This window comes from Nocardia sp. NPDC041819 (assembly GCF_055590505.1).
Genome location: NZ_JBVJAP010000023.1, coordinates 43,292 through 60,057, shown reverse-complemented (window position 1 = coordinate 60,057; position 16,766 = coordinate 43,292). Strand labels below are relative to the sequence as shown.

Annotated in this window: 14 protein-coding genes; all 14 read right to left on the bottom strand. The window is 69.2% G+C overall.

What is annotated here, in order from left to right; genetic code table 11:
• Positions 1-24: 24 nt before the first annotated feature.
• The gene (locus tag ACZ6DL_RS35330) at positions 25-576 is read right to left on the bottom strand and encodes an NlpC/P60 family protein (protein WP_396985687.1); all 552 of its coding nucleotides are present in this window, start codon (positions 574-576) and stop codon (positions 25-27) included.
• 387 nt (positions 577-963) lie between these two features.
• Positions 964-4,098 (bottom strand): isoleucine--tRNA ligase, encoded by a 3,135-nt coding sequence (gene ileS, locus ACZ6DL_RS35325; RefSeq protein WP_466057770.1) that lies wholly within the window; start codon positions 4,096-4,098, stop codon positions 964-966.
• 273 nt (positions 4,099-4,371) lie between these two features.
• Complete coding sequence (locus ACZ6DL_RS35320) at positions 4,372-4,572, bottom strand: hypothetical protein (protein ID WP_084488747.1); 201 nt, start codon at positions 4,570-4,572, stop codon at positions 4,372-4,374.
• Positions 4,573-4,649: 77 nt separating this feature from the next.
• The gene (wag31, locus tag ACZ6DL_RS35315) at positions 4,650-5,507 is read right to left on the bottom strand and encodes a DivIVA-like cell division protein Wag31 (protein ID WP_063053722.1); all 858 of its coding nucleotides are present in this window, start codon (positions 5,505-5,507) and stop codon (positions 4,650-4,652) included.
• Positions 5,508-5,576: 69 nt separating this feature from the next.
• Positions 5,577-5,879: a YggT family protein gene (locus ACZ6DL_RS35310; RefSeq protein WP_039797136.1), complete on the bottom strand. Its 303-nt coding sequence runs from the start codon at positions 5,877-5,879 to the stop codon at positions 5,577-5,579.
• Between the two features lie 90 nt (positions 5,880-5,969).
• On the bottom strand, positions 5,970-6,752 hold the full coding sequence (locus ACZ6DL_RS35305) for a cell division protein SepF (protein ID WP_040865945.1): 783 nt from the start codon (positions 6,750-6,752) through the stop codon (positions 5,970-5,972).
• Between the two features lie 105 nt (positions 6,753-6,857).
• The gene (locus tag ACZ6DL_RS35300) at positions 6,858-7,619 is read right to left on the bottom strand and encodes a YggS family pyridoxal phosphate-dependent enzyme (RefSeq protein ID WP_466057767.1); all 762 of its coding nucleotides are present in this window, start codon (positions 7,617-7,619) and stop codon (positions 6,858-6,860) included.
• 52 nt (positions 7,620-7,671) lie between these two features.
• Positions 7,672-8,400 carry a peptidoglycan editing factor PgeF gene (gene pgeF, locus ACZ6DL_RS35295; RefSeq protein ID WP_466057765.1) on the bottom strand — a complete coding sequence of 243 codons (729 nt, stop codon included), beginning with the start codon at positions 8,398-8,400 and terminating at the stop codon, positions 7,672-7,674.
• Positions 8,401-8,669: 269 nt separating this feature from the next.
• Positions 8,670-9,914, bottom strand: a complete 1,245-nt coding sequence (gene ftsZ, locus ACZ6DL_RS35290; RefSeq protein WP_466057763.1) for a cell division protein FtsZ — start codon at positions 9,912-9,914, stop codon at positions 8,670-8,672.
• 353 nt (positions 9,915-10,267) lie between these two features.
• Positions 10,268-10,990, bottom strand: coding sequence for a cell division protein FtsQ/DivIB (locus ACZ6DL_RS35285; protein ID WP_466057761.1), 723 nt, complete (start codon positions 10,988-10,990; stop codon positions 10,268-10,270).
• 6 nt (positions 10,991-10,996) lie between these two features.
• The gene (murC, locus tag ACZ6DL_RS35280) at positions 10,997-12,520 is read right to left on the bottom strand and encodes a UDP-N-acetylmuramate--L-alanine ligase (RefSeq protein ID WP_466057759.1); all 1,524 of its coding nucleotides are present in this window, start codon (positions 12,518-12,520) and stop codon (positions 10,997-10,999) included.
• The gene (gene murG / locus ACZ6DL_RS35275) at positions 12,517-13,623 is read right to left on the bottom strand and encodes an undecaprenyldiphospho-muramoylpentapeptide beta-N-acetylglucosaminyltransferase (RefSeq protein WP_357041448.1); all 1,107 of its coding nucleotides are present in this window, start codon (positions 13,621-13,623) and stop codon (positions 12,517-12,519) included. Before murG ends, murC begins: the two co-directional genes overlap by 4 nt.
• Complete coding sequence (ftsW, locus tag ACZ6DL_RS35270; RefSeq protein ID WP_466057757.1) at positions 13,620-15,026, bottom strand: putative lipid II flippase FtsW; 1,407 nt, start codon at positions 15,024-15,026, stop codon at positions 13,620-13,622. The genes murG and ftsW overlap by 4 nt, the downstream gene beginning before the upstream one ends.
• Positions 15,027-15,263: 237 nt before the next feature.
• A complete protein-coding gene (gene murD, locus ACZ6DL_RS35265; protein ID WP_466057790.1) occupies positions 15,264-16,721 on the bottom strand; it encodes a UDP-N-acetylmuramoyl-L-alanine--D-glutamate ligase in 1,458 nt (485 codons plus the stop codon).
• Between the last annotated feature and the right edge of the window lie 45 nt (positions 16,722-16,766).

Genomic DNA, 16,766 nt, shown 5'->3' with positions numbered 1-16,766 from the left:
CGCGTGCGCTCGCCGGGTGCGCGCTCAGAAGCGGCGGATGGCGTAGATGTCGAATTCGTCGAGCGGGGTGTAGCCCACCGGCACACCCCAGTCATAGGCGTTGAGTACCAGTCCGTTACCCGCGTAGATGCCGACGTGCGAACCGTCCTGGTTCAGCACCACCACGTCGCCGAGCGAGAGCGAGCCCCGCGGCACCGGCGCGCCCGCCTTCGCCTGCTGCCAGGTGGTCCGCGGAATGCTCACGCCGACCTGGCGATACGCCCACTGCACGAGACCCGAGCAGTCCCAGCTGGAGGGGCCGGTCCCGCCCCATTCGTAGGGCTTGCCGATCTGTGTGGTCGCCGCGGCCAACGCGCCGACGCCGAACACACTGGGCACCGGTAGGAAGCCCGAGCCGCTGGCGCTGCCGGAGTCACCGCCGGGACCGCTGCCCGACGCCGAACCGGAGGAGGCGCTGCCCGGCCCGCTGCCGGAGGCGCTGCCGGTGTCGGCCCAGACGGGTCCGGCGAGCAGGAGGATCGTGATGGTGGAGAGCAGAAATCCGAGTGCGATGCGGTGCGTCGATTTTCTCGGCACGTACTCGCCCCTTCCATGGGCGCGGATGACTGGCCGCCGATCGGCGGCCTGGCTAATACATGGCATCAGCAGCGGCCACCGATGCGGAGCCACCGCCACCCGCGCCGGGCGTGTTACCGACGCGGCCGAATTCCAAGTAAGACAAGCCAGAAAGAGAAACTGCCGCCCCGGATACGAGCCGGTCAACAGCAGCGACACCGCAGATTGTGCCTGGGATATCGGCGAATTGTCGGGAATCAGCAAACTCTCAGCATGTGATCTACATCACTAACTTGACCGCTGATCCGCAGCGATCGGGCCCGGAATGACGGGCATGAGAACCGCTCCGCACAGCAGCCGGGGCGGGACCCGATAGGTCCCGCCCCGGCTCGCTCGGTACTCGGCGCGCTATGCCTTGGCGAGCTTCGCGCGCACGCCGCCGACCAGATCGGCGGCCTCCGGACCCGCGTCGCCGAAGGTCAGCGTGGTGGCGAGGATCTCGCCCGCGATCAGGTCACGGTGCGTCTCGGCCCACGCGGCCCGCTCCGCCGGGACCTCCAGCACCACGGTGATGCGGTCGGAGACGTCCAGTCCGGACGACTTCCTGGTCTCCTGCAGATCGCGGATCAGGTCCCGCGCCCAGCCCTCGGCCTCCAGCTCCTCGGTGACCACCGAGTTCAGCACCACCAGGCCCGCGTTCCCGGGCAGCGCCGCGGTCGACTCGGGTTCGGCCGCGACAAGGCGCTGGGTGTACTCCTCGGGCAGCAGGGCGATTCCGGCCGCGCGAACCGTGCCGTCCGCGTCCTCGGACCACTCCCCGGCCTTGACCGCCTTGATCACCGTCTGCACGTCCTTGCCGAGCCGCGGACCCGCGGCGCGGGCGTTGACCACCAGCTCGAAGCGGCCGTGCGAGTCCACATCGGTGGTCAGGTCCACCTTCTTGACGTTCACCTCGTCGGCGACGATGTCGGCGAACGGCGCCAGCCGCTCGGCGTCGGCCGCGGCGATGGTGACCTCGGCCAGCGGCAGCCGCACCCGCAGGTTCTGTGCTTTGCGCAGGCTCAGCACCGTCGAGCACACCACCCGCACCTCGTCCATCGCGGCGACCAGCTCCGGGTCGTCCGGCAGTTCGCCCTCCTTCGGCCAGTCGGCCAGGTGCACCGAGTCGCCGCCGGTCAGTCCGCGCCAGATCACCTCGGTGATCAGCGGCAGCAACGGCGCCGCCAGCCGGGTGACCACCTCGAGCACCGTGTGCAGGGTGTCCACCGCGTCGCGGTCCTCGCTCCAGAACCGCGACCGCGACCGCCGCACGTACCAGTTGGTCAGCGCGTCGGCGAACGAGCGCAGTTCATCGCAGGCGCCCGCGATGTCGTAGGCCTCCAGCGCCTCGGTGATGACGTCCCGGGTTCGCGCGAGCTTCGCCAGGATGTAGCGATCGAGCACGTGCGGCGAATCCGTGCGCCACACCCCGGGCTTCGAGGCGTACAGCTGCAGGAAGGTCCACGCGTTCCACAGCGGTCGCAGCGCGTGACTCACGCCCTCGCGGATGCCGCGCTCGGTGACGATGAGGTTGCCTCCGCGCAGGATCGGCGAACTCATCAGGAACCAGCGCATCGCGTCCGAGCCGTCCCGGTCGAACACCTCGTTGACGTCCGGGTAGTTGCCCTTGGACTTGCTCATCTTCAGGCCGTCGTCACCGAGCACGATGCCGTGCGCGGCAACGGTCTTGAACGCCGGGGAATCGAACAGAGCCGTCGCCAGTACGTGCAACGTGTAGAACCAGCCGCGGGTCTGCCCGTTGTACTCGACGATGAAATCGCCCGGGAAGTGGCTGTCGAACCACTCCTTGTTCTCGAACGGGTAGTGCACCTGGGCATACGGCATCGAGCCGGACTCGAACCAGCAGTCCAGCACTTCCGGCACCCGGCGCATGGTCGACTCGCCGGTCGGGTCATCGGGATTCGGCCGGGTGAGTTCGTCGATCATCGGGCGGTGCAGATCGGCCGGGCGCACGCCGAAGTCGCGCTCCAGCTCGTCCAGCGATCCGTACACGTCGACGCGCGGGTAGGCCGGATCGTCGGACACCCACACCGGGATCGGACTGCCCCAGTAGCGGTTGCGGCTGATGTTCCAGTCGCGCGCGCCTTCCAGCCACTTGCCGAACTGGCCGTCGCGGATGTGCTCGGGCACCCAGGTGATCTGCTTGTTGAGCTCGACCATCCGTTCGCGGAACTTGGTGACCGCCACGAACCAGGACGGCACGGCCATGTAGATCAGCGGCTGCCCGGAGCGCCAGCTGTGCGGGTAGGAGTGCTCGATCGTCTCGTGCCGCAACAGCTTTCCCGCGGACTTGAGGTCCTTGATGATCACCGGGTTGGCGTCGAACACCATGAGGCCCTCGTACGGCGGGACCATCGAGGTGAACTTGCCGCCGGCGTCCAGCGGCTGCACCAGCTCGATGCCGTGCGCGGTGGCGACGTCCATGTCCTCCTCACCGAAGGCGGGCGCCAGATGCACGATGCCGGTGCCGGAGTCGGTGGTCACGTAGTCGGCGGTGAGCACCCGGTGGGCGTTGGGGTGGCCCAGGAAGAAGTCGAACGGCGGCGCGTAGGAAAGCTCGGCCAGCGCGGCGCCGTCGTACTCGGCGAGCACCTCCGGGTTCTCGCCGAACTCCCGCGCGTAGTGCGAAACCCGTTCGGCCGCGAGCACATAGCGTTTGCCGTCGGCGCCGCGCAGGTGCACGTAGCGGACATCGGGGTGCACCGCGATCGCCAGGTTGGACGGCAGCGTCCACGGCGTCGTGGTCCAGATCAGCGCGTTGGCGCCGTCGAGTTCGTGCAGCGGATGCTCCGGGGGCACGCGCAACGCCATATCGACCGTGACCGCCGGGTCCTGGCGCATTTTGTAGGCGTCGTCGAGGCGGGTTTCCTGATTCGACAGCGGCGTCTGCTCGTACCAGCTGTAGGGCAGCACCCGGAAGCCCTGATAGATCAAACCTTTGTCGTACAGCGACTTGAACGCCCACATCACCGACTCCATGAAGTCGGTGTCCAACGTCTTGTAGTCGTTGTCGAAGTCGACCCAGCGGGCCTGGCGGGTCACGTAGTCGCGCCATTCCCCGGTGTAGCGCAGTACCGACGTTTTGCAGGCCGCGTTGAATTCCGCGAGGCCCATCGCATCGATCTGTGATTTGTCCGTGATACCGAGCTGCTTTTCGGCTTCGATTTCGGCGGGCAGTCCGTGGCAGTCCCATCCGAATCGCCGATCGACCCGCTTGCCGCGCATGGTCTGGAAACGCGGGACGAGGTCTTTGACGTATCCGGTGAGCAAATGTCCGTAATGCGGCAGACCGTTGGCAAAGGGCGGGCCGTCGTAGAAGACGAATTCGGCTGCGCCGGAACGGTTTTCAATGCTCGCGCGGAAGGTGTCGGCGGCCGCCCACGCGTCGAGCACGCGGCGCTCCATCTCGGGGAACGACGCCCCGTTGCCGACGCCGAGGTCGACGCGCGGGTACGCGCTGTTGCTGGAAGTGTGGTCCGCCATGGCGGATACGTCTCCTCGTGCCGTGTGTCATGGGCACGGGGACGATGACGGCGCCCGGTGCGCCGAAACCGCGGTACCACCCCGCTTGTCCGGCGTGACGAACTCCGGACCTCTCATTCGCGAGCTGTGACGGGCTCACCCGTTCGGTTCTACTGAGCGCCCGGCCCGCGGGCCGCGCCACCGTTCTTCCGAAGGCTCCCCGGTGATAGCCGGATCGACGCCGTATTCATGTTTGATTCTAGCCGCAGCGGTCAACTCATATCGGAGTGCAGGTCAGCGTTTGGCATGTCGGCCAGGAGGCGGTGGGGAATCACCATCCGGACTCCGCATGGACAAAGCGCTCACCAGCAGGAGCATCGCACCGATGACGCACACCACGATGCAACCCCACGCCCAGATCACCGATCCGGTGGTGAGCGCGGCCACGAGCAGAGCGAAGCCGATCGCGGCAAGGACGAGTGTCAAGACGAGCATGGTGACCCCCAAGGCATGCCGGGCGGCTCGACAGTTCCTCTAACGGTATGCGAACTGCTGTGCTCGTGCGCGGCGTGCTACTTGCCGCCCTTGGCGAAGGACGCCGGCGCGAGGTTGTTCGCCGTGTTGGCGTCCGCGAACGCTTCTCCGCCGTCGACCGGAACCGCCGAGCCACGGTTCTCCAGCTCCTCGAGCTGCGACTCCAGGTACGACTTCAACCGCACCCGGTACTCCCGCTCGAAGGTCTTGAGCTGCTCGATCCGGCTCTCCAGCACGCTGCGCTGCTGAGTGATGGTCGCCATGATCTCGGTGTGCTTGCGCTCCGCGTCCGCCTGCAACGCGTCGGCCTTCTCCTTGGCCTGGCGCAGCTGGCTGTCCGAGCGGGTCTGCGCGTCCGACAGCATCGCGTCCGACTTCTGGCGGGCGTCGGCGATCATCGCCTCCGACCGCGTCCTGGCGTCTCCGACCAGTCGCTCGGAATTCGCTCGGGCATTCGACAGCAAGCTCTCCGCCTCGGCCTTGGCATCGCTGGTCAGCCGATCCGCCATCTCCTGGGCGAGGCTGAGCACCTTGGCGGCCTGCAGGTTCGCGTCCGCGCCCGGAGCGTCCTTGGCCACCGGCGCGGCGGGCATCGGAGCGGGCGGCGCGGCGGGAACCGGGGGCTTGATCGGTTCCGGCGGGGGCGGCGGGGCCTGCGGAATCGGCGCTTTCACGGTGTTCGCGACGGCCGGGCCGCGGTTCTTCTTCGCGTCGGCCAGTTCCGCGTCCAGTTCGGCGACCCGCTGGCGCAGATCCGCGTTCTCCTCGATCAGGCGTGAGAGCTCCTGCTCGACGAGATCCAGGAACGCGTCGACTTCATCCTCGTTGTAGCCGCGCTTCCCGATCGGCGGTTTGCTGAACGCGACGTTGTGCACATCGGCTGGGGTCAGCGGCATGGAAGGATCCCTTCACGCGTCTTTTGGAGATCTAGCAGATCTAGCAAGCTGTCTTCTCGGCCCATTCTGTCACACCGGAGCTACCGGTTGCCCGAGCCTGCCCACGATCGACATCAGGATGAAGACGATGAAAAGCAGGACCATAATCGACAGATCCAGGCGAATTCCGCCCAGCGACACCGGGGGTATCAACCGCCTCAGCAGTTTCACCGGCGGGTCGGTGATCGTGAAGATCACCTCCAGGACGACGACCACGACACCGGTAGGACGCCAGTCTCGGGCAAAGCTACGGATGAACTCGACGATCACCCGGCTGATCAGCAACAGCCAGAAGATGAACAGTACGAAGTACAGCACCGCGAACAAGGCCACGCAGTTCACTCTGCCGTAAAAATCGCTTCGCGCAAAATGACCGCGCCGCACAACGGGCGACCGGTCCGCTTCACCCCCCAGATCACGACCTTATTTCTGGTTGTAGAAGCCGGTTTCCGCGATGCGCCTGCGTTCTTCCGCTGATACGTCGACATCGGCCGGTGAGAGCAGGAACACTTTCGTCGCCACCTTGTCGAACGACCCGCGCAGCGCGAAGGCCAGACCCGCGGCGAAGTCGACCAGCCGCTTGGCATCGGCGTTGCTCAGATCGACCAGATCCATGATCACCGGATTGCCCTCGCGGAAGCGCTCGCCGATGATCCGAGCCTCGCTGTAGTCGCGCGGGCGCAGCGTGGTGATCTTGGACAAGGGGCCTCCGTCCTCGAAGATCCCGGGCCGCCGCACGGGGGCGGGCTCGGGACGCACGCGCTCCTCCAGCCTGCGCTCCTCGGCGTCGGGATCGACGGCGAGCGCGCCACGGGTGGTGCCACGCAGCGGTGGCGCGCTCCCACCCGCCCGGAAGCGGCCGGACGGTGCGGCATCGATCCGGGTGGGACGCCTGGGCGCGTCGTAGCGGTCGTCACCGTAGGGCTCGTCGGCGTAGTCGTCGCGCCGCGACACCGAGTAACCCGCCTTGTAGGGCGACTTGTAGGCGGGCTCGGGGTAGTCGACGTCGTCGAAACGGCCCGCGCCGTAGCGGTCGTCGCCGTAGCGGTCGACGTAGCCGTCGCGGTCGGAGTAGTCACGGGGCCGGGGCCGACGAGCACCGCGCTCGTCCACGCCTCGGGGAGCGCGATCGTCGACGTAGTCGTCTTCGTAATCCTCGAGCGGAACCATGCCGAAGTACGCCTTGAACTTGTGCAGCGTGCTCATTGGTCGACCTTCCTTCGGCCCCGGTGGCGGCCGGGTGTTGAAGTCTTGCTCAGCCCTCGTCAGATCCCAGCATATGTGTCGAATGTGACTGATGAGGTTTCTTTGCTAGCCCGAGGTTATCGGTCGCATACCCATCAAGGCGGTACCGACACGCACAACCGTCGAACCGTGTTCGATCGCGCATTCCAGATCGCCGGACATTCCCGCGGAAAGCTCCGTCGCCCCCGGATGATCGGCGAGCAACAACGTGTGCAACATCGCAAGTCGCGCAAATGCGGCATCAGACTCCGCCCCCAGGGGCGGAATGGCCATCAGACCCGACAAACGTAATCCCGGCGCGTTCGCAATCCGTTCGGCGAGCACGGGGAGATCCGCGGCCGCGACACCCCCACGGGTGGGGTCGTCATCCAGGCTCACCTGGAGCAACACCCGAAGCGGTTCGGTGCGCTCTCCCGCCTCCAACGCAGCTTGGGCACCAGCGTCGAGAGCGGTTGCCAGACGTTCGCTGTCGACCGAGTGAACGGTGTGCGCCCAGCGGGCGACAGCCCGGGCTTTGTTCCGCTGCAACCGCCCGATCATGTGCCAGCGAATGCCGGAGAGGTCTTCCTCACGTAGCGCCGCCACCTTCGCCGCGGCCTCCTGCTCCCGCGACTCGCCGAACTCGCGCCTGCCGAGCCGGTGCAGGATCGCCACGTCGGCGGCCGGGAAGAATTTCGTCACCGGCAGCAGCCGCACCGAATCCGGCGCCCGGCCCGCCGCGCGGCAGGCGGAGTCGATGCGGGCGAGCAGACCCGCGAGGTTGGCCGACAGCTCGGCGGTCCGGGTCGTGAGCGCGCCGTCCACCGCGGCCTTCGCCTCGGCGTTCATGCCCGCACCCCACCGACGCTCGGCTCCGGGACCGCGCGGGCGTCACGCGCGCTCATGCGCCGGTCTCCATCCAGATCACACCAGCGATCCGGCCGGTCGGCGCGCCACGGCGATGACTGAACAAGGTGCGGTCCTCGATGGTGCAGCGCGGGTCGACCGCGATCGCGCCCACGCCCGCCTCGGTGAGCTGCCGGGAGATACCCGCGCGCAGATCCAGGCCGGGGGTACCGCGGACCGTGGTGGTCGCGCTGCCGGGCAGATGCGCTTCGACGTCGGCGCGCATGGCGGCGGGAACCTCGTACTGACGGCCGGAGGCCGCGGGCCCGAGAAAAGCTCCCACCCGGTCCAGGCGCGCACCGGCCGACACCATCGCCTCGAGCACGCGCGGCACGATGCCGATGCGAGCGCCGATCCGCCCCGCGTGCACCGCGGCGATCACGCCCGCCTCGTCGTCGGACAACAGAACGGGCACGCAGTCGGCGGTGAGCACGACCAGCGCGAGTCCGGGCACGGTGGTCACGAGCGCGTCGGTGGCGGGGACCGGTTCGGGGCGGGGGCCGTCGACGATCTCCACGGTGCGGCCGTGGATCTGTTCCATCCAGACCAGGCGCTCCGGCGGCAGGCCGATGCCATCGGCCAGCCGATCGCGATTGCGCCGCACGGCCGCCGGATCGTCGCCGACGTGGTCGCCCAGATTGAACGAGTCGTAAGGTGGCGCCGAGAAGCCTCCGGCCCTGGTCGTGGTGACCCGTCGGACAGTGATGGTCGGCGCGATAGTCATGGCGACGAGCGTAGTTGCGCTCGGCGACGGGCGTCGAAATGTCCAGGTAGAGAGCGAATATTCCCCCGGGCGGTGGCAATCGCGTCGCATCGGGCGCCCCGGCGCCCGGTCCCGCCCGGCCGGCCCCCACGCCGGCCTTCCCCCGAAAGCACTGATCGACAGTCGAACTCCGGGACACCACCCCCGGTGTCCCGCCGAGACGTCCCGGCCCGGGCCGGGATCGCTCCGCGCGGTCGGTCCCGGCCTGCGCCGGAACCACACTCCAGCGCTCAGCCCCTCCGCATGAACGACGGCACATCCACGTCGTCGTCATCGTCGCCGGCATCCGGCGGCGTGATGTGCGAGCGCGTGTTGCTCGTCACCGTCGGCTCACCCAGCGTGCGCTGCCGTTCGGTGTCCCGGTAGCTCGGCAGCGTGCCGCGGCCCGCGGCGGTCGCGCCGGAGGTAGTCGGTGTGCTGTCGCTGCTGCGCGCCGCGATCTCACTGGTGCGGCTCTGCCCGATCTCGCCCGAGCGCGCCGTGCCGATCGTGCTGCGGCCGGGATTCTCGAAGGTGCGCCGGGCCGGCCCGCCCCCGTCGAAGCCCGCCGCGATCACGGTGACTCGCACCTCGTCTCCGAGCGAATCGTCGATCACCGTGCCGAAGATGATGTTGGCCTCGATGTGCGCGGCCTCCTGCACGAGCGACGCCGCCTCGTTGATCTCGAACAGACCGAGGTCGGATCCGCCCGCGATCGACAGCAGCACGCCGTGCGCACCGTCCATGGACGCTTCCAGCAGCGGCGAATTGATCGCTGATTCGGCCGCTTTCACCGAGCGGCCCTCGCCACGCGCCGAACCGATTCCCATCAGCGCGCTGCCCGCGCCGGACATCACGCTCTTGACGTCGGCGAAGTCGACGTTGATCAGACCGGGGGTGGTGATCAGGTCGGTGATGCCCTGCACACCGTTGAGTAGCACCTCGTCCGCGGAACGGAACGCGTCCATCAGGCTCACCGCCGCGTCGCCGAGCTGGAGCAGCCGGTCGTTCGGGATGACGATCAACGTGTCGCACGACTCGCGCAGCAGGTTGATGCCGACCTCGGCCTGGTTTCCGCGCCGCTTGCCCTCGAAGGAGAACGGACGGGTGACCACGCCGATGGTCAGCGCGCCGAGCTTACGGGCGATCTGCGCGACGACCGGGGCGCCACCGGTGCCGGTGCCACCGCCCTCGCCCGCGGTCACGAAGACCATGTCGGCGCCCTTGAGCACCTCTTCGATCTCGTCCTTGTGGTCCTCGGCGGCCTTGCGGCCGACCTCGGGGTCCGCGCCCGCGCCGAGGCCGCGGGTCAGTTCACGGCCGACGTCGAGCTTGACGTCGGCATCACTCATCAGCAGGGCCTGGGCGTCGGTGTTGACCGCGATGAACTCGACACCTTTGAGTCCTTGCTCGATCATCCGGTTGACGGCATTCACACCGCCGCCGCCGATACCGACGACCTTGATCACCGCAAGGTAGTTGTGCGGGGGCGTCATGGGCTCTCGCCTTCCTTCGATCTAAAGCCTGTCGTTTCCGGATTCTCGGCACACCGCTTTGTGGGCCCGGTCCGGAGGTCGGGTCGCTCCGAAGAACGAACCGCGGCTCGGGCAAACTCTAAAGCTCAACCATAGGGTTAGCGTTATGTCAAGTATCCGACTGTTGCGGAACGCTATTCGCAGCCGACGCGATACGCGCGCAGGCGCGCCGAAACGAGAGCCAGAATCTTGCGTGATCCCACTCGTCTCGCCGCTCCACACGTCGTATGGTGAACGGTTGCCCCCCGGCCCCCTTCTCGGCGCCGGAACCACTTCCGGACCGCTGAAAATTACCTGGGCGCAATGGGTGTGGATCACTTTACCGTGACCAGATTGGGACTCGACACATCGAACACCGTTCCGGGGCGCGTCAACAACGGCAACACCACCGCCGCCTTTCGCTCGGCGTCGTTGCTCCCGCCCCAGAGTACCGTGCGGCCGTCCTTCAGATTCAGCGAAATATCCGAAATGGACCGGGCCGCAACCTCGCTCACCTGAACTGCCAGCGCAGGCGGCACGATGGCGAGTATCGCGACCGCCACCCCGGTCACCGGGTCGGCGCCGCCGGGATGACCGGTGACCAACTTCGGCACGCCGATCGGCGCGGGCTCGACCGCGAATTCGACGCCGTCGGCGTCCAGTAGGTGCGCGCCTTGCGGGCTGTCGTAGTACAACACCGCGGCGCGCTCGACCACGGTCACTCGGACGGTGGACGGAAATATCCGTTGCACCCGTGCCGAGCGCACCTTCGGAATGCTCACCACCCGCCGGGCGACGGCATTGGTGTCGATTCGCAGCATCGAGCGGCCGGAGGGAATTTCGAGCAGATCCCGCACCTGTTGCTCGGGGACCGCCACCGCCCCCTCGATCCGCACGGTGCGTACCGAGAGCGCCGGGGTGAACCAGGCGATGACACAGAGCACTGCAAGAACGCACACGCTCAGCAATCCCCACAGGCGAATTCGGCGCCATTCGATCTCGCCGAACCGATCACCCGCGCGGCGCCCGGCCGCGCGCGCCGAGTCGACCCCGCGCACGCCGGGTCACCGTCCGTGCTGGGGACGCGCCCGTAATCCGTCGAGAATCTGGCTGCCCAGCATCGTGACGTCACCGGCGCCCATGGTGATCACCACGTCGCCCGGCAACGCCAGCCCCGCGACTTGGCGCCCGACCCGCGACATATCCGGCTGGTAGTGCACCGGCTTCGTCACCGACTGCGCGACCAGCGCACCGTTCACGCCGGGCAGCGGCTTCTCCCGCGCGCCGTAGACGTCGAGCACGACGACCTCGTCGGCCAGGCTGAGCGCGGCGCCGAAGTCCTGCGCGAAGGTCGCGGTCCGGCTGTAGAGATGCGGCTGGAAGACCACGATCACCCGGCCCTGCCTGGACCGGGCGCCGTCGCGCGCCTCCTGCTGGACCAGTTCGGCGGCGGCGCCGAGCACCGCGCGCACCTCGGTGGGGTGATGGGCGTAGTCGTCGAACACCCGCACGCCCTTCTCCCGCCCGGCGAACTGGAACCGTCGATGCACACCCCCGAACCCCTCCAGTCCCTGGATGATCTCCCCCACCTCGGCGCCGGCGGCCCGGGCGCCGAGCAGGGCGCCGAGCGCGTTGAGCGCCATGTGCCTGCCCGGCACCGCCAGGCGCAGCGCGCGCGGCGCGGCCTCGTCGGCGAGCTGGAACTGCGCGACGCCGCCGACGTCGCGCGGCTCCCAGCTGTGCAGCCGGGCGCCCACCGCGACCGGCGCGTCCGCGAGGTCGCCGGAGCCGTAGCCGAGGACCTGGACGTTCCGCTCGGCCAAGCGCTCGCCGACCCGCTCGGCCAGCGCCCGCGAGCCGGGATCGTCCAGGCACACCACCAGCAGGCCGCCCGCGGCGAGCCGGTCGGCGAAGTCGTCGAAGACCTGAACGTAGGCCTCGTCGGAGCCGAAGAAGTCCAGGTGATCGGACTCGATGTTGGTGACCACGGCGACGTCCGGGTCGTATTGCAGCAGCGAGCCGTCGCTCTCGTCGGCCTCGGCCACGAAGATGTCGCCGGTGCCGTGGTGGGCGTTGGTGCCCGCCTCGTTCAGCTCACCGCCCACCGCGAACGACGGGTCGACCCCGCAGTGCTGCAACGACACGATGAGCATCGAGGTGGTGGAGGTCTTGCCGTGCGTGCCGGAGACGAGCAGGGTGCGATGCCCTCGCATCAGCGACGCCAGCACGGTCGGGCGCAGCAGCACCGGGATCTCGCGCCGGTTGGCCTCGACCAGTTCCGGATTGGTCTTGGGAATGGCCGCGTACGTGGTGACCACGGCGGTCGGGCCGCCGGGTAGCAGGTCCAAGGCGGTGGCGTCGTGCCCGATCCGCACCTGCGCGCCCCGCGCGCGTAGCGCGAGCACGCCACGGCTCTCCTTGGCGTCCGATCCCGACACCGCGCCGCCGCGGGCGAGCAGGATCCGCGCGATGCCGGACATCCCGGCCCCGCCGATGCCGACCATGTGCACGCGTTCCAGCTCCGGGGGCAGCCCTGTGCGTTCGGTGACGGCGTCCGGCGCGGCATGGTCGGCGGTGGTGTCGCTCATCGGCGCGCCACCTCCATCGCGATCCGCGCCACCTCGTCGGCGGCGTCGCGGTGCCCGGCGCCTGCGGCGGCCCGGCCCATCTCGATCAGCCGTGCGGGGTCCATGAGCAGCGGTATCACCTCATCGATCACGTACTTCGGCGTCAACTCGGAATCGGGGACAATTCTGCCACCGCCCTGGCGCACCACGGGCCGAGCGTTGAGTTCCTGCTCCCCGTTGCCATGCGGCAGCGGCACGTAGAACGCGGGCAGCCCCACCGCGGAGACCTCCGCGACGGTCATCGCGCCCGATCGGCAGACCACCGCGTCGGCGGCGGCATAGGCGAGGTCCATCCGGGACAGGTATGGCACCGCCGCGTACCGGACACCGTCCGCACCGGCGGAATCGTCCACCTCGAGCGTGTTCTTGGGGCCGTGCGCGTGCAGCACCGAGATACCCGCGGCGGCCAGTTGGGGCGCGGCGCCGGAGACCGCCTCGTTCAGGGTTCGCGCGCCCTGCGAACCGCCGAAGACCAGCAGCACCGGTCCTTCGGCCGGCAGGCCGAAGTGCGCCCGCGCCTCGGCTCGCAATGCGGCGCGGTCCAATCCGGTGATCGATTCCCGCACGGGGATGCCCACCACGCGCGCGTTCGGCAGACCCGAGTCCGGGACCGCCGCCAGCACCCGCGCGGCGCGGCGGGCGCCGACCTTGTTCGCGATACCGGCCTTGGCGTTCGCCTCGTGCACCACCACCGGAACCGGCCGCCTGCGGCGCAGCACGCCCGCGCCAGCGGCGAGATACGCCGGCAGCGCCACGTAGCCGCCGAATCCGATGATCACGTCGGCCTCGACCGCGTCGATGACCGCCCGGGTCGCGGCCACCGAGGCGCGTACCCGGCCGGGCAACCGCAGCAGATCGGCGGTGGGCTTACGCGGCAGCGGGACCGGAGGGATGAGCTCGAGCGGATAGCCGCGCTCGGGGACCAAGCGGGTCTCCAAACCGCGTTCGGTGCCCAGTGCCGTCACCCGGATCGAATCGTCGAGCCGCCGCAACGCGTCCGCCACCGCCAGTGCCGGTTCGATGTGGCCCGCCGTGCCGCCGCCCGCGACGATTACCGAGATCACCTAGATCTTCCCCGTTCTCTTGCGTGATTGACCGGATAACTGGGTTCCCAAGCCCTGGTGGCGCGCGCCGAGCTGGTGCCGCGGCTCTCCGGCGAGCGGCGCCGCGGCGGTTCCGCGCTGTACCGCCCGCCCCGCCCCCGCGGAAGCGCGGACGGTCCGCGGTCGGCCTGCCTTGGCGCCCGGCCGCGGCGGGCCGAACTCGCCCGGGCCGGTGCGTACACCTCGGGTTTGGGCAACCGCAACAGCCTACTGAAACGACCGTCCTGTCCGGCGTGCAGCGCCGCGACGGCCTCCGGCTCGTGTCGAGCGGCGTTGGCGATGAGCCCGAACATGAGCAGGGTGATCGCGAGCGATGAGCCACCGGCCGACACCAGCGGCAGCTGCAGTCCGGTGACCGGCAGCAGACCCACCACGTACCCGATGTTGATCATGGCTTGCCCGGCGATCCACGTCGTCGCGGCGGCGGTCAGCAGTTGCAGGAATGGATCCGCCGACCGGCTGGCGATGCGCAGGCCCGTGTAGACGAACAAGGCGAACAGTCCGAGCACCAGCGCGCAGCCGAGGAAGCCCAGTTCTTCGCCGATGATCGCGAAGATGAAGTCGTTGTGCGCGTTCGGCAAGTAGCTCCACTTGGCCCGGCTCTGCCCAAGCCCTCTGCCCCAGATCCCCCCGTCGGCCAGGGAATACAGCGCTTGCCGGGCTTGGTAATTGTCGCCTTGCGGATCGGAACCCGGGTTGAAGAAGGACCGGACCCGATTCGACCGGTATCCGGCGGACATCGCGAGCACGCCCGCGGCCACGACGCCGGAGACCGCGATCGTCACGAACAACCGGACCGGTAGGCCGCCGAACCACAGCAGGGCGCCGAGGATGATCCCGACCGCGACCGTGGTGCTGAGGTTCGGCTGGACCACGATCAGCAGACACACCAGCACACCCGCCGGGACGAGCGGAACCAGGAGGTCGCGCAGACCCGAACCGATCGCGCGCCGGGAGACCAGCAGGTGAGCGCCCCAGACGATCAGCGTCACCTTCACGACTTCGGACGGCTGCACCGAGACCGGGCCGAGGATCAGCCACCGGCGGGCGCCCTGCACGCGGGTGCCGATACCGGGAACGAGGACGAGCACCAGCGCCAGCACCGACATCGCGAACAGCGGGAACGACGCTTGGCGTAACAGGCGCAGCGGAACCCGCAGGGCCAGATAGAACAGGACGGCGCCGATCGCCGCGAACAGGGTCTGCTGGATGAACAGCGAGTACGCCGACCCGCCTTCCGCGTATTCCACGACTCCGGACGCCGACAGGACCATGACGAGTCCCAGGGCCGTCAGCAGTGTCGCGATGGTAACGACGAGATGGAACGACGCGAGCGGGCGTGCCAGCCACGCCGCGGGCCCCATACCCGACGCCCGGCTCCGTTGTGGCTGCGCGCCGGTCTTCTGGGTACCCGCTTTCGCTGTCGACCGCGTGCCGCTACCTCTACCCACCATGCGCCCCCTGGTTCACCCTCGGTCGTAACCGGAGCGGCGTCGGGATATCTCGGCGCCGAAAGCGATGCGGCGGTGGGCCCGCCGGTCCGCGAAGGTGTTTCGACCGACCGGAGTGGGCGTCCGGATCACACCCGCCCCGGTCGGCGGTCACCGCAAACCTCCGATGTCGGTGGTGCCCAGGTCACGTTCTTCCAGGGTGTGCACCGCCGCGGCGAAGCTGCGACCCCGATGCGTGTAGTCGGCGAACATGTCCAGCGACGCGGCGGCCGGAGCCAGCAGCACGGTGTCGCCGCGGCGGGCGAACCCGGCGGCCGCTCGCACGGCGCGCGCCATGACGGCGTCGGCCGCGGCGGTTCTCGACGCTTCGTCACCCATCCCTGCATCGTCTCCCGCGATCAGCTCGACCACCGGGACCTCGGGGGCGTGTCGCGCCAACGCGGCCGCGATCACCGGCGCGTCGGCGCCGATCAGCACGGCCGCGACCAGGCGGTCGGCGACCTCCTCGACGAGATCATCGACGTGCGCGCCCTTCAGCTGGCCGCCTGCCACCCAGACCACCTGCGGATGCGCCAGGACCGAGCAGCGCGCGGCATGCGGATTGGTGGCCTTCGAGTCGTCGACGAACTCGACGCCACCCAGCTCGCGCACGAACGCGGCACGGTGCGGGCCGACCTTGTGCTCGATCAAGCCTTCCCGGACGAATTGCGGCGCGACGTCGATCGCCCGGGTCAGCGCGGAGGCGGCGAGTGCGTCGGCGACGCCGGCGGGACCGGGCGGGCTGATGTCGCCCACCTCGGCCAGGATCGCGGCCTTGGTGAACGCGCGGTCGAGCAGCTTGCCGTCCACCACGCCGAGTTCGCCGTCGGCGGGCACCCCGACCCGGAAACCGACGGTCCGGCGCGCCTTGGACTTGCGAGCCAGCGAGGCCGCGACCGGATCGTCCAGGCCGACCACACCGACCCGGCCGACCAGCGCCCTGGCCTTGGCGGCGGCGTAGGCGTCCAGGCCGCCGTGCCAATCCAGGTGATCCTCGGCCACGTTGAGCACCACGCCCGCCTCCGGGCGCACCGACGGCGCCCAGTGCAGCTGGAACGACGAAAGCTCGACCGCGAGCACCTGCGGACCGGGGTTGCGCCGCAACGCGTCCAGGATGGGAAGGCCGATGTTGCCGCAGGCGACGCTGGCGATACCGGCGGCGCGCAGGATGGCGTGGGTCATCTGGGTCGTGGTGGTCTTGCCGTTGGTGCCGGTGACGACCAGCCATTTGCGCACCGGGCCGTAGATCCTGGCCTGGTCGACCCACCAGGCGAACTCCACGTCACCCCACACCGGCGTGCCCTCGGACACGGCGGAGGCCAGCACCGGCGAGTCCGGCCGCCAGCCCGGGCTGGTGATCACCAGCGCGAACCGGCTCCAGTCGGTGTTCTCCAGCTCCGCGGCGGTGGCCACGTCCAGCCCGAGCCCGGCCGCCTCGTCCAAGGCGGCGGCGCCGGCGTCGGTGACCACCGGGCGCGCGCCGATGTCGCGCAGCGGTTCGACCAGCGAGCGTCCCGAGACTCCCCAGCCCGCGACCAGGACGTCACGGCCGCGTAGGAATTCCAGCATGGGCCCGGGTGAGCGCAGGGCCCGCGGAGAATGTTCGACCATCTC

Excerpts from the sequence above, each read along its gene's own strand:
- ileS (WP_466057770.1), bottom strand. The coding sequence starts at position 4,098 with ATGGCGGACCACACTTCCAGCAACAGCGCGTACCCGCGCGTCGACCTC.
- ACZ6DL_RS35320 (WP_084488747.1), bottom strand. The coding sequence starts at position 4,572 with ATGCTCGTCTTGACACTCGTCCTTGCCGCGATCGGCTTCGCTCTGCTC.
- wag31 (WP_063053722.1), bottom strand. The coding sequence starts at position 5,507 with ATGCCGCTGACCCCAGCCGATGTGCACAACGTCGCGTTCAGCAAACCG.
- ACZ6DL_RS35305 (WP_040865945.1), bottom strand. The coding sequence starts at position 6,752 with ATGAGCACGCTGCACAAGTTCAAGGCGTACTTCGGCATGGTTCCGCTC.
- ACZ6DL_RS35300 (WP_466057767.1), bottom strand. The coding sequence starts at position 7,619 with ATGAACGCCGAGGCGAAGGCCGCGGTGGACGGCGCGCTCACGACCCGG.
- pgeF (WP_466057765.1), bottom strand. The coding sequence starts at position 8,400 with ATGACTATCGCGCCGACCATCACTGTCCGACGGGTCACCACGACCAGG.
- ftsZ (WP_466057763.1), bottom strand. The coding sequence starts at position 9,914 with ATGACGCCCCCGCACAACTACCTTGCGGTGATCAAGGTCGTCGGTATC.
- murC (WP_466057759.1), bottom strand. The coding sequence starts at position 12,520 with ATGAGCGACACCACCGCCGACCATGCCGCGCCGGACGCCGTCACCGAA.
- ftsW (WP_466057757.1), bottom strand. The coding sequence starts at position 15,026 with ATGGGGCCCGCGGCGTGGCTGGCACGCCCGCTCGCGTCGTTCCATCTC.
- murD (WP_466057790.1), bottom strand. The coding sequence starts at position 16,721 with ATGCTGGAATTCCTACGCGGCCGTGACGTCCTGGTCGCGGGCTGGGGA.